The organism is Streptomyces sp. GESEQ-4 (assembly GCF_017948455.1).
In the GTDB taxonomy this organism is placed as follows: domain Bacteria; phylum Actinomycetota; class Actinomycetes; order Streptomycetales; family Streptomycetaceae; genus Streptomyces.
The window spans coordinates 1-12,879 of record NZ_JAFFSU010000016.1; the positions used below are offsets into that span (position 1 = coordinate 1).

Consider the following 12,879-nt stretch of genomic DNA (forward strand, 5'->3'; position numbering starts at 1 on the left):
CCCGCCGTTACCTCCGTCGGGCCCGCCGAGCGGCTTGAACTTCTCACGGTGGACGGAGGCACAGCCGTGGCCTCCGCTACCCGCGGCGACATGCAGTTCGACGCGGTCCACGAAGGTGGTCATGGGGGGTGCCTCCAGTTACGTACGCGAATGTCTTCTGATCAACACGCGAAAGGCGGACCCGCTTCCCGTGAGGGAAGTGAGGTCCGCCTCGCGAAAGCTTCCGATCAGGCGACCGGAACGATGTTCACGACCTTGCGGCCACGGGCGGTGCCGAACTCCACAGCACCGGCCTGCAGCGCGAACAGCGTGTCGTCGCCGCCACGGCCGACGCCCGAACCGGGGTGGAAGTGGGTACCGCGCTGGCGGACCAGGATCTCGCCCGCGTTGACGACCTGACCGCCGAAGCGCTTCACGCCGAGGCGCTGAGCGTTGGAGTCACGACCGTTACGGGTGGACGATGCGCCCTTCTTGTGTGCCATCTCTCCTCAGTCCCTTACTTCGCAGCCGCGGGGATCTCAGTGACCTTGATCGCCGTGTACTGCTGGCGGTGGCCCTGACGACGGCGGTAGCCGGTCTTGTTCTTGTAGCGAAGGATGTCGATCTTGACGCCCTTGTGGTGGTCCACGACCTCGGCCTGGACCTTGATGCCGGCCAGCACCCACGGGTCGCTGGTGACGGCCTCGCCGTCGACAACGAGCAGGGTCGAGAGCTCGACCGTGTCGCCAACCTTGGCAGTGGAAATCTTGTCAACCTCAACGATGTCGCCGACAGCAACCTTGTGCTGGCGACCACCGCTGCGCACGATGGCGTACACGCGGATCTCACTCTCTCGCTCGGGAACGGCACCCCCGCAGTCCAGCCGCCCGGCAGAGCGAGCAGCCTCTCCCGGCCGGTACTGGCCCGAGAGGAAGAGGTTTACGGGGATGTGGCTTGTCACCTGTGGACACGCCGACGGTCAAGGCTACGGGGCCGAGGCCGAACGGGTCAAACCGGGCCTCGGCGCCCGAGGCCCGCGCGGTAGGCCACGCACTGCTCGTAGGAGGGCAGCAGCCCCTGTTCCCGGGCCTCGGCCAGGGTGGGCGCCTGCTCGTCCTTGGCGGAGAGCAGCGGCGCGAGGTCGGCCGGCCAGTCGATGCCGAGGGCCGGGTCGAGCGGGTGAATACCGTGCTCGCGCTCGGGGGCGTAGCCCTCGGAGCAGAGGTAGACCACGGTGGCGTCGTCGGTGAGTGCCATGAAGCCGTGGCCGAGGCCCTCGGAGAGGTAGACGGCGTGGTGGTCCCGGTCGTCGAGACGGACGATCTCCCACTGGCCGAAGGTGGGCGAGCCGGTCCGGATGTCCACGATCACGTCGAGGACCGTGCCGCGCACGCACTTGACGTACTTGGCCTGGCCGGGCGGCACATCGGCGAAGTGGATGCCGCGCAGGGTGCCCCGGGCGGAGACGGACATGTTGGCCTGGGCCAGGGTGAGTGGGTGGCCGGCCGCCTCGGTGAAGAGGGGTGCCTTGAACCACTCGTGGAAGCTGCCCCGGCCGTCGGGGAAGACCTTCGGCTCGTGCACCCACGCGCCGTCGATCGAAAGAGGTCGCATGACGGGGTCCTCAGCTCTTCTTCTGCTGGTTCGACAGGGCACGCCTGAGCCGCCCCGCGGCCCGGCGCCACAGCGGACGCGGCGGTGCGGGCTTCTTCTTCGGCGCGGGCTCGGCCGACGGGGTGTGCCGGTCGATCACCTGGGCGTTGCCATCGGCGTCCACCACCACGTCGACCGGAAGCCGGGTCCATTTCGCCTGCCCCCGGGCGGCGGACGGCACACCGATCCGCACCGCCCAGCGCATCCCGGTGAGCTTCTCCAGCGGCAGCGGGGCGCTCACCGTTCGGCCGTCCAGCACGGCGTCGGCGGGGTACTTGCCCACGTTCTTGCGCTCGAAGCGGAGCCGCACCGGGTCTTGCGCGTCCGCCGCGAGGTGCAGCGGCAGCCGGAGCCGCACGGTGGAGCCGTCGACCATGGCCGCGGCCGGGTCCATGAGCGCCACGGCCTCGCGCTCCAGCTTGTTGGTGTGCTGGTCGACGTCGAGGGAGAGGTTGCCGGGTCCGTCGGTCCAGTACGGGAGGACCAGCCGCCGCGGCTCACCGGTGAGCGCGGCGAGCCGCCCGGCCTCCACGTCCTCCCCGCGTACGGCGCCGAGCCGGGTCTCCTTGCTCCAGCCGCAGGTCTTGATGCGCAGATGCAGGTCCCAGATGCCCCGGGTCAGGGGCGTGCCGCCGGCCGCGGTCTCCGGGTCGAGCACGGCACGCGCGGTGATCCGCTGGCGGAAGGAGCCGTCCCCGGCGTCCGCGCGGTGCCGCTCGCTGTCCAGCGGGAGGTAGAACTGGGTGGCCTCCTCGCGGTGCCGGACCACCAGGTCGACGTCACTGGCGTCCACCGGGGCGTCCAGGGTGATGCCCTGTCCGGCCAGGGCCTCGATCGCCTTGTCGGAGAGCGGCAGGCCGAGCAGGTCGCGCTCGCCGTCCCGGCGGAAGGTCATCGGCGTGCCGTCGACCTCGTACTCGGCACTGAAGCCGATGTTCAGGGTGCCGTTCTCCCAGGCCAGGGAGTCCAGGGTGCCGGTGGGCTTGATCCCGGCCTCCCAGCGGGCCAGTTCCCGGATGTCCCGGTAGAGGTCGGCGGCGATCAGCCCGGCCACCACCCGCTGCGTCGGAGCGATACGGGCGAAGACGCCGGGTCCGAAGCGTTCGACGACCACGCCGCGGATCTCGCGGTAGAGCTCCTCGGCGTAGTCCTCGGGGAGCTTCAGGAGCCGGTTGCCGCGCAGCCGCTCGACCATCTCGTTGCGCAGCCAGCGGCTGAACATCTGGTCGCGCAGCGGGCCTGGCTCGGTGAGCTCCTCGACCACGTCGAGGGCCTCGCGGAGGTTGGTGAAGTAGCCGACCGGGTCGAAGCGCTGGAAGCCCGCGTTGGAGCCGTCGTCGCGGGTGATGTGGTAGTAGCACAGGTAGTCGCCGAGGACGGCGACGCTCTTCGCCCGCAGGTACGCCTCGACGACGAAGACATGGTCCTCGAGCCGGCGGCGGCCCTCCTTGAAGCGCATGTCGTGTTCGGCGAGGAACGCCCGACGGAACATCTTGTGCGGGGTGAGGCTGTCCATCAGCGGCGCGTTCGCCACCGTGGCGCGCGGCCGGTTGATCCGGAACAGCTCCTGCGGGACCGGGCGGCCGATGCCCGCCATCTTGCCGATGACCACGTCGGCGTCGTTCGCCTTGCCGTACTCGTACATCCGCTCCAGGGCTTCGTCGCCGAGCCAGTCGTCGTGGTCGACGAACATCACGTACTCGCCCCGGGCGGCGTCGATGCCGGTGTTGCGGGGGCGGCCGGACCAGCCGGAGGCGTCCTGGTGGATGACGTGGAAGTGGGAGTGCTCGGCCGCCAGCCGGTCCAGGCGGGCCGGGGTCTCGTCGGTGGACCCGTCGTCGACGAAGAAGACCTCGAACTCGTCGGGGGTGAGGCTCTGCCGCAGCAGGCCCGTGATGCAGTCCTCCACGTACTTGCCCGGGTTGTAGACCGCGATGACGACGCTGACTTTGACCGTCACGCCGGATTCTCCTTCGTCTGGGCCCGGTGGATCTCCGGGAATGCCTCGGCGAGCGCCGTACGCCAGTCCCGCGGCGGCTCGATGCCGGCCGCGCGGAAACGGTCGTGGCCGAGGACGCTGTACGCCGGGCGGGGCGCCGGGCGTACGAATGCCTCGCTGGTGGTGGGACGGACCCGGTCCGGGTCGGTGCCGAGCAGCCGGAAGATCTCCCGGGTGAAGCCGTACCAGGTGGTCTCGCCGGAGCTGGTGCCGTGGTAGACGCCGGCCGGGGCGGTGCCTGCCAGGGCGCCGCGCCCGAGGGCGAGCAGCAGGCCGGCCAGGTCGGCGCTCCAGGTGGGCTGGCCGCGCTGGTCGTTCACCACGTCCAGGGTTTCGCGCTCGCCCGCCAGGCGGATCATGGTGCGGACGAAGTTGGGACCGCCCGTGCCGTACAGCCAGGCGGTGCGGACCACATAGCCGTGCTCCGGGAGGGTCTTCAGGACGGCCTGCTCACCGGCGAGCTTGGTGCGGCCGTAGGCGCTGCGCGGGGCGGTGGGCGCGTCCTCGGCGTACGGCTCCTCGGCATCCCCCGCGAAGACGTAGTCGGTGGAGACGTGGAGCAGGACGGTGCCGGTGCTCGCGCAGGCGGCGGCGAGGTGGGCCGGGCCGTCGCCATTGATCGCGAGCGCCTCGGCCTCGCGGGTCTCGGCGTCGTCCACGGCGGTCCAGGCCGCGCAGTTGACGACCACGGCAGGGCGGTGCAGCTCCAGCGCCTGCTGTACGGCGACCCGGTCGGTGAGGTCCAGCGCCGCGCGGTCCAGGGCGACCACCTGCTCGCCCGCCTCGGCCAGCCGGCCCAGGACGTCCTGGGCCAGCATTCCGCCCGCGCCCGTGACCAGCCAGGGGCGATCGTCGGTCACAGCGCGGCCCGCTCCTTCAGCGGCTCCCACCAGGCGCGGTTGTCGCGGTACCACTGGACGGTCTCCGCGAGCCCCTGCTCGAAGCTCTTGCGGGGCTGGTAGCCCAGCTCCTCGCGGATCTTCGTGCAGTCGACGGAGTAGCGGCGGTCGTGGCCCTTGCGGTCCTCGACGTACTCGACGCTGGTCTCCCAGTCGGCGCCGCACGCCTTCAGCAGCAGCTCGGTGAGCTCCTTGTTGGACAGCTCGGTGCCGCCGCCGATGTTGTAGACCTCGCCCGCGCGGCCCTTGGTGCGGACCAGCTCGATGCCCTGGACGTGGTCGTCGATGTGCAGCCAGTCGCGGACGTTGCCGCCGTCGCCGTACAGCGGGACCTTCTTGCCGTCGAGGAGGTTCGTGACGAAGAGCGGGATGACCTTCTCGGGGAAGTGGTGGTGCCCGTAGTTGTTGGAGCAGCGGGTGACGCGGACGTCCAGGCCGTGGGTGCGGTGGTACGACAGCGCGATCAGGTCGCTGGACGCCTTCGCCGAGGAGTAAGGCGAGTTGGGCTCCAGCGGGTGAGTCTCGGGCCAGGAGCCCTCGTCGATCGAGCCGTAGACCTCGTCGGTGGAGATGTGCACGAAGGTCTTGATCCCGGCCCGGTGCGCCGCGTCGATGAGCGTGTGCGTGCCGACCACGTTCGTCCGGACGAACTCGGCGCCGCCGTCGATGGAACGGTCGACGTGCGACTCGGCGGCGAAGTGCACCACCTGGTCGTGCTCGGCCATCAGCTTGCCGACCAGCTCGGGGTCGCAGATGTCGCCCTGCACGAAGGCGAAGTGCGGGTGCGTGCGCACCTCGTCGAGGTTGGCCGGGTTCCCCGCGTACGTCAGCTTGTCCAGGACGGTGATCGCGACATCACCGGGGCCCTCGGGGCCGAGCACGGTACGGACGTAGTGCGAACCGATGAACCCGGCACCGCCGGTCACCAGAATGCGGGTTGTCATGAGGAGATCTGCACCTTGCTGTGATCACCGAGCACGAGTCGGTGGGCCGAGGGGTTACGGGGAGCGGGCGTGACCTCGACGTCGCGCCCGATGAGCGAGGCCTCCACCCGGCGCACGCCGATCACGGACGAGCCGCGGAGCACGATGGAGTACTCGATTTCGCTGTCCTTGATCCGGCAGTTCTCGGAGACCGAGGTGAAGGGGCCGATGTAGGCGTCTTCGACCACCGAGCCGGCACCGATGATCGCGGGGCCGACGATCCGGCTGCCTTCGACGCGGGCGCCGGCCTCGATGCGCACCCGGCCGATGATCTCGCTGTCCGCGTCCACCACGCCCTCGTTCAGCGGCGGCAAGGTCTCCAGGACGGACCGGTTGACCTCCAGCATGTCGGTGACGTTGCCGGTGTCCTTCCAGTAGCCGGAGATCGTGGTGGAGCGGACGTGACGCTTCTCGTCGATCAGCCACTGGATGGCGTGCGTGATCTCCAACTCGCCACGCCAGGACGGCTCGATGGAGCGGACGGCCTCGTGGATGGCCGGGGTGAACAGATAGACACCGACGAGCGCCAGATCGCTCTTGGGCTGCTTCGGCTTCTCCTCCAGGCCCACCACCCGGCCCTCGCCGTCGAGTTCGGCGACACCGAACGAGGTGGGATTGGGAACCCTGGTCAGCAAGATCTGCGCGTCGGGCCGCTCGGCCCGGAACTCCTCCACCAGACCGGTGATGCCACCGACGATGAAGTTGTCGCCGAGGTACATCACGAAGTCGTCGTCACCGAGGAACTCCCGGGCGATCAGCACGGCGTGGGCAAGCCCCAGCGGTGCCTCCTGAGGGATGTAGGTGACCTTGATCCCGAGCCGGGAGCCGTCTCCCACCGCCTCGCGGATCTCGTCCGCGGTGTCACCGACGACGATGCCGACCTCGCTGATCCCGGCGTCCGCGATCGCTTCCAGGCCGTAGAAGAGCACGGGTTTGTTGGCGACCGGCACGAGCTGCTTGGCCGAAGTGTGGGTGATCGGGCGGAGGCGCGTGCCCGCTCCCCCGGAGAGCACGAGTGCCTTCACGTATTGAGCCCAACTAAGTTGATTTGTCGCAATTCTCGGATCACATCGTAACCGAACGGCGTGAACGTCGACCCTCCGTTCGTTCACCCATTCGACACTTGTATGACGGCTCGAACCCCGCAGTGGTTGTCCAAGCAATGGAAAAAAATGATCCGCCCCCGGTCGGACCGGGGGCGGATCAGGTACTTCGTCCGAAGGGGCGTCAGCTCTCGTCGGCGGAGGCCGTGACGGACGGCTGCGCCTGCTCCGCCGCCGCGGTCTTCTTCGACGTCGACTTCGTGGCCTTCTTGGTGGCGGTGGACTTCGCCGCCTTCTTGGCCGTCGCCTTCTTGGCGGCGGTCTTGGGGGCCGCCGTCTTCTTGGCGGCGGTCTTCTTCGCCGTGGCCTTCTTGGCCGTCTTACGGGCCGTCTTCTTGGCCGGAGCGGCCTCCTCGGCGCCCTCTGCTTCAGCAGGGGCCTCGGAAGGAGCCTCCGCGGCCGACGGCACGACCACCACAGCCGCGTCCTCGGACGTGGTCGGCGCGGTGGCCTTCCGTACCGCGCGGCGTCGCGTACGAGCCGGAGCCGCGCTCTCCTCGGCGGCCGGAGCCTCGACCGGAGCCTCGGCCTGCGGTTGTTCGGCGACCGCCGTGGGCGCGGACTCGGCGACCGTCACCACGGCAGCCTCGGCGCCCGCGGGCGAACCGGCCGGTGCGGACACCTTGCGGGTCGCGCGGCGACGCGTACGGCCCTTGGGCGCGGCCTCCTCGGCGACCGGAACGACCGGGTCCTCGACCGCGACCGGCTCGGCCTGCGCCTCGGCGGCCGACTCCGGCTGCACCGGACGCTCGACCTCCCGCTCGACCTCGGCGGCCCGCTCGGCGCGGTCGGCCCTGTCCGCCTCACGCTTGGGCGCACCCGCCGGAGCCGAAGCCCGACGGCCGGCCCGGCGCCGCGAACGGCCTCGCCCGACCGCGGCCTCCGCCTCGGCGACGCTGCTGTACAGCTCCTCGTCCGGCGCGTACTCGGGAGCGGTCAGCGCGACCGGCTCGGCGACCTCGGCGGCCACCTCGGCCTCGCTCTCCGCCTCCTGCTCGACGGTCTCGAAGACCTCGGCGCCCTCGACGACGGCCGCGGCCTCGTGCTCGTGGACCTGCCCGTCACCGCCACGCCCGCGCTTACGGCGCTTGCCGCCGCCTCCGGTGGAGGTCGGCTGCTCCATGTGCACGATGACACCGCGCCCGTTGCAGTGGACGCAGGTCTCCGAGAAGGACTCCAGCAGCCCCTGTCCGACCCGCTTACGGGTCATCTGTACCAGACCCAGCGAGGTCACTTCCGCCACCTGGTGCTTCGTACGGTCCCGGCCCAGGCACTCCAGCAAGCGCCGCAGCACCAGGTCCCGGTTGCTCTCCAGCACCATGTCGATGAAGTCGATGACGACGATGCCGCCGAGGTCCCGCAGCCGCAGCTGGCGCACGATCTCCTCGGCCGCCTCCAGGTTGTTCCTGGTCACGGTCTCTTCGAGGTTGCCGCCCTGACCGGTGAACTTGCCGGTGTTGACGTCGATCACGATCATCGCTTCGGTCTTGTCGATCACCAGCGAACCGCCGCTGGGCAGCCAGACCTTGCGGTCGAGGGCCTTCATCAGCTGCTCGTCGATCCGGTACGTGGCGAAGACGTCGACCTCGGAGGTCCACCTCTGCAGCCGGTCCGCGAGATCGGGCGCGACATGGGCGACGTACCCGTGGACGGTGTCCCAGGCCTCGTCACCGCTGACGATGACCTTGGTGAAGTCCTCGTTGAAGATGTCGCGGACGACGCGGACGGTCATGTCCGGCTCGCCGTACAGCAGCGTCGGCGCGTTGCCGCTCTTGGCCTTCTTCTGGATGTCCTCCCACTGCGCCTGCAGCCGCTCGACGTCCCGGCGCAGCTCGTCCTCGCTCGCGCCCTCGGCGGCGGTGCGCACGATGACGCCCGCGTCCTCGGGGACGATCTTCTTGAGGATGGTCTTCAGCCGCGCCCGCTCGGTGTCGGGCAGCTTGCGGCTGATGCCGGTCATGGAGCCCTCGGGGACGTACACGAGGTAGCGGCCCGGGAGGGAGACCTGGCTGGTGAGCCGGGCGCCCTTGTGTCCGATCGGGTCCTTGGTGACCTGCACGAGGACGGACTGGCCCGACTTCAGCGCGGACTCGATGCGCCGCGGCCCGTTCGCCATGCCGAGCGCCTCGAAGTTGACCTCACCGGCATAGAGCACGGCGTTGCGGCCCTTGCCGATGTCGATGAAGGCGGCCTCCATCGAGGGCAGGACGTTCTGCACCTTGCCGAGATACACATTGCCGACGTACGAGGTCGCCTGCTCCTTGTTGACGTAGTGCTCGACGAGCACGCCGTCCTCCAGGACGCCGATCTGCGTACGCTCACCGCTCTGCCGGACGACCATGACGCGCTCGACGGCCTCGCGGCGGGCCAGGAACTCGGCCTCGGTGATGATCGGGACGCGGCGGCGCCCCTGCTCACGGCCTTCACGGCGGCGCTGCTTCTTGGCCTCCAGACGCGTGGAGCCCTTGATGGACTGCACCTCGTCGGACGGCTCGGCCTTCGGGCGGGGCTCGCGGACCTTGACGACGGTGCGCTCGGGGTCGTCGTCGGACAGCTCACCGGCATCCCCGCCGTCACCGGAGCGACGGCGACGACGGCGCCGGCGACGGCTGCTGCTGGAGCCGCCGGACCCACCGCCCTGCTCCTCGCGGCCCTCGGCCTCTTCCTCGTCTTCCTCGACCTGCTCGGCGGTGTCCTCGGCGTCCTGCACGGCCTGCTCGGCGGCGACCTCCTCGGTCTCCTCCGACTCGTCCTCGCCGCCCGACTCCGCGGACTCACCACGGCGACGGCGACGCCCGCCACGACGACGGCGACGACGCGAGCCGGTCTCCTCGGCCTCGTCACTGTCGACGGTGTCCTCGGCCTGCTCCTCGGCCTCGTCCGCCGCGTCCTCCACGGCGGTCTCGGCGGCGGCCTGCGGCTCGGCCTCCTCAGCGAAGGCAGCCCCACGGCGCCGACGCCGACGACGCGTCCCGGCCGGCTCCTCCTCCGGGAACTCCTCGGGCTCCACGACCTCGGCCTCCGCGGCCGCCTCGGCGGCAGCCCGCTGGGGCGTCTGGAACTTCGGCTCGGTGAAAACGGGCGCCTGGAACACCGGCGCGACCGGCCGCCTCGGCCGACGCGTCTTCTCTTCCTCGCCCTCGGCGCCCTCCGCCGCGGCAGGCTGCGCGGGCTCAGCGAACCCGACGGCGGCCGCACGCGCGGAACGGCGACGCGAACGCTTGGGGGAAGTCCCTTCGGCAGCCTCGGCGACGGGCTTCTCCGCGGCACGCGGCTCTTCCGCGACCTCCTCGGCGACCTTCTCCGCCTCAGCGGGAGCAGCCTCTACGGCGGACTCGGCGGCGGTCACGCGCCGGGTGGCCCGGCGACGCGCACGACGCGGGGCGGCCTCCTCGGCGACTTCGGCGACCGTCTCCGCCTCAGCGGCGGGCGCCTCCGCCGTCTCGGTGGACTCCACCTCCGCAGGAGCGGCGGCGGGCGCGGACACCCGCCGAGTGGCACGCCGACGCGCACGGGGCGGAGCGGCCTCCTCGACAGCCTCCGCAGCCGGCTCGGCGGTCACGTCGGCAGCTGGCTCGACGGTCTCGGTGGCCGGTACGACGGTCTCGGCGGCCTCGGCCGCCGCCGGAGCCCCGGCAGGCGCCGACGCACGGCGGACAGCACGGCGACGCGTACGACCGGCGGGCGCGGCCGTCTCCGCGGCCTCAGCAGGCGTCTCAGCCTCTTGAGCCTGTGCGACCTCAGCGGCCTCTTCAGCCATCACGGCGTCTCCGGCCTCTTCAGTCTCTTCGGCCGCCGCAACCGCCGCGGCCTCTTCGATGTTCTCGGTCACGTCACTCACGACGCTCGCCTCGGGCGCACCGGCCCCGACCGCCTCTTCGGCAAGGTCGGCGGACTCGGCCACGGCCGGTATGGCCGGCGCGACGGTCTCCGCCGCGGCCTCTGTGGTGCCGGCGGGCGATCCCGCCGGGCGGGAAGCGGCACGGCGCCGACGACGCGGCGGCAGGGTGTCGCTGGGGGTGTTCGGTTCGGAGTCCGTGACGGACTCGTTCGGTTCGGTCGGCTCGAGCATGCGGGGGTTTCTCCCGTCAGGCTCCCGGGCGCCGCACCTGGTCCGGCGTGGATGCCGGTGACGTCCGCGGCTCGCGCGATGCGCGGTGCCGCCGTCCGGGGCGCGGGCGCCGCTCGGGAGCTCTCTGTGTCCTGTCTCGCCGGTTCCGTACGCCGATTTGCGTACGGCCTGGCGAAAGTCTTGTGGTCGGTGCGCTGCCCGACCCAGGTGGCTCCCGAGTACCAGGGCGGCGCTACGACGTCCGTCCTACGCGGAACCTTCCTTACGCCGGCGCCTTCGCGGCGGCAGACGATGGTTCGGCCGATGGGGGGGCCGTGTCTGCCTCGCGGTCGGGCGCGAGCGGGTCGGTCACCGTGCCGGTCTCTTCATCGAACAGCCCCTGCGCCAGCCTGGTCACCCCTGCGGGGACCGGCGGCGCCAGGTCGGCCACGGCGCGGAGACCGGACAGGACGTCGTCGGGTCGTACGGCAGGCGTCACGTGCCGAACAACCAGCCGCAGTATCGCACAGGGCTGGTCGGTCGGCCTATCAGCTGCCGAACTGTGCGTTTCAAGGCTGACGACCGCCGGGCGGGCGTCGAAGGTCCGTAGGCCGTTCTTGGTTCTCCGCTGGACCTCCACGGACTCGGCGGCGGTGAAGGCCCGGACCGCGCGCTCGGCGTCGGCCGGGTCCACTCCGTCGAGCCGCAGCTCCCATTCGGATGCCGTGAGCCGGTCGGCGAGCCCCGAGGTGCGGGACTCGACCGCCTCGATGATGTCGAGCCCGGCGGGCATCGACTCGTCGAGCAGAACCCTCAGCTTCTCCGGGTCGCGCGCCTCGGTGAGCGCGATCTCCAGGTACTCCGCCTCACTGCCAGTGCCGGTGGGTGCGGCATTGGCGTACGACACCTTCGGATGCGGCGTGAACCCCGCCGAGTACGCCATCGGCACCTCGGCTCGGCGCAGCGCACGCTCGAAGGCGCGCTGGAAGTCACGGTGGCTGGTGAACCGGAGGCGGCCGCGCTTGGTGTAGCGCAGTCGGATGCGCTGCACCGCGGGTGCGGGCGGCGGGCCTTCGGGCTGTCGCTTGCCCAGTGTCGTTCAGTCCTTCGTGAGAGCGGTCGTACTGCTACCAAGAGTACGTGTCTCGGCGCCCGCAGGTTCCCGCCGTACGACCTCCTCCGGCTCCGGCGGCCTGCCGAACAGCATCTGCCGGACGTCGGCCCTGGCCCGCCGCACGGACTCCCGCGCGGATTCCAGCGCCTGCCGGGCGACCCGCCCCACAGCGCGCGCGGCCCCGGCGGCGGGCCGCAGCACGGCGTCCCGCACCACATGCCCCACCGGCGTCAGCACACTCCGGTACACCCACCGCACCGGCTCCACGAAGATCCACCGCAGCAGCGTCCCCAGGAACCGCCCCACGGCCCGCGAGATCCGCCCCGCCACCCGCCACGCATGCCCGAGCGCCTCCCCGATCTCCCGCCCGATGACGGCGAGCACCCGGCCGACGGGCGCGAGGATGTACCGCCACAATCCGACGGCGGGCAGCACGATCAGAATCCGCGCGGTCCAGTAGAGGGCCGCACCGATGCCCCGGACGATCCCGTTCACGCACCACGCGATGGCCCGTCCGACGGGCGTGAGGACCCACTCGTACAGCCACAGAGCAGGTACGACGAGCAGATACCGGACCAGCCAGGCCACGACGCCGTACGCACCGACCGCGATGGCGGCAAGCACCGTCCCGATGCCCCTGAGCACCCACATGAACCCGTGCCCGAGAGGCGTCAGCAGCCGTACGTAGATCCACGCGAGACCGGCTCCGATCCCCCGGGCCACCCAGGCGATCGCATGCCCGACCGGAGTCAGCACATATCGGTACAGCCACACACACGGCACGACGACGAGCACGTTCCCGAGCCATGCCAGCCCCCTGCCGAGGGGCACGACGACATACCGCCACAACCCCACGAACGGCCACACGAAGACCGCCCGCCCCACCCACAGCAGCGCCCGCCCGAGCGGCCGGAACACCGTGTCGTTCAGGAACCGCCCGGCGACGACCAGCCCGTCCCACACCATTCGTACCGGCACGACCAGCACAAGCACCACGATCCGTACGGGAATCCGAATCGCGACGACAAGGCACCCCTCGGGGTTCTGCTGCTGCGGCGGGGGTGACTTCTCGAGATCCATACCTGCGTAGACGCTGCA

11 protein-coding genes are annotated in these 12,879 nt (G+C 70.9%); all 11 read right to left on the minus strand.

The window, feature by feature from the left end:
* On the minus strand, positions 1–123 hold a 123-nt coding region (locus tag KCH48_RS42970), incomplete at its 3' end, for a hypothetical protein (RefSeq protein WP_210577710.1).
* A gap of 104 nt (positions 124–227) precedes the next feature.
* A complete protein-coding gene (gene rpmA, locus KCH48_RS27410; RefSeq protein ID WP_210577563.1) occupies positions 228–482 on the minus strand; it encodes a 50S ribosomal protein L27 in 255 nt (84 codons plus the stop codon).
* 14 nt (positions 483–496) lie between these two features.
* Entirely contained in the window at positions 497–817 is a 321-nt protein-coding gene (gene rplU, locus KCH48_RS27415; protein WP_030601628.1) for a 50S ribosomal protein L21, read from the minus strand.
* Positions 818–987: 170 nt separating this feature from the next.
* Entirely contained in the window at positions 988–1,593 is a 606-nt protein-coding gene (gene rfbC, locus KCH48_RS27420) for a dTDP-4-dehydrorhamnose 3,5-epimerase (RefSeq protein ID WP_210577564.1), read from the minus strand.
* A gap of 10 nt (positions 1,594–1,603) precedes the next feature.
* Positions 1,604–3,592: a glycosyltransferase gene (locus KCH48_RS27425; RefSeq protein WP_210577565.1), complete on the minus strand. Its 1,989-nt coding sequence runs from the start codon at positions 3,590–3,592 to the stop codon at positions 1,604–1,606.
* Positions 3,589–4,491 carry a dTDP-4-dehydrorhamnose reductase gene (gene rfbD / locus KCH48_RS27430; RefSeq protein WP_210577566.1) on the minus strand — a complete coding sequence of 301 codons (903 nt, stop codon included), beginning with the start codon at positions 4,489–4,491 and terminating at the stop codon, positions 3,589–3,591. The genes KCH48_RS27425 and rfbD overlap by 4 nt, the downstream gene beginning before the upstream one ends.
* Positions 4,488–5,474, minus strand: a complete 987-nt coding sequence (rfbB, locus tag KCH48_RS27435; RefSeq protein ID WP_210577567.1) for a dTDP-glucose 4,6-dehydratase — start codon at positions 5,472–5,474, stop codon at positions 4,488–4,490. Before rfbB ends, rfbD begins: the two co-directional genes overlap by 4 nt.
* A complete protein-coding gene (locus KCH48_RS27440) occupies positions 5,471–6,538 on the minus strand; it encodes a glucose-1-phosphate thymidylyltransferase (protein WP_210577568.1) in 1,068 nt (355 codons plus the stop codon). The genes rfbB and KCH48_RS27440 overlap by 4 nt, the downstream gene beginning before the upstream one ends.
* Before the next feature lie 202 nt (positions 6,539–6,740).
* Positions 6,741–10,688, minus strand: coding sequence for an Rne/Rng family ribonuclease (locus KCH48_RS27445; RefSeq protein WP_210577569.1), 3,948 nt, complete (start codon positions 10,686–10,688; stop codon positions 6,741–6,743).
* Positions 10,689–10,950: 262 nt separating this feature from the next.
* Positions 10,951–11,718: a TIGR03936 family radical SAM-associated protein gene (locus KCH48_RS27450; protein ID WP_210577570.1), complete on the minus strand. Its 768-nt coding sequence runs from the start codon at positions 11,716–11,718 to the stop codon at positions 10,951–10,953.
* 48 nt (positions 11,719–11,766) lie between these two features.
* The gene (locus tag KCH48_RS27455) at positions 11,767–12,861 is read right to left on the minus strand and encodes a hypothetical protein (RefSeq protein ID WP_210577571.1); all 1,095 of its coding nucleotides are present in this window, start codon (positions 12,859–12,861) and stop codon (positions 11,767–11,769) included.
* Positions 12,862–12,879: the final 18 nt, after the last annotated feature.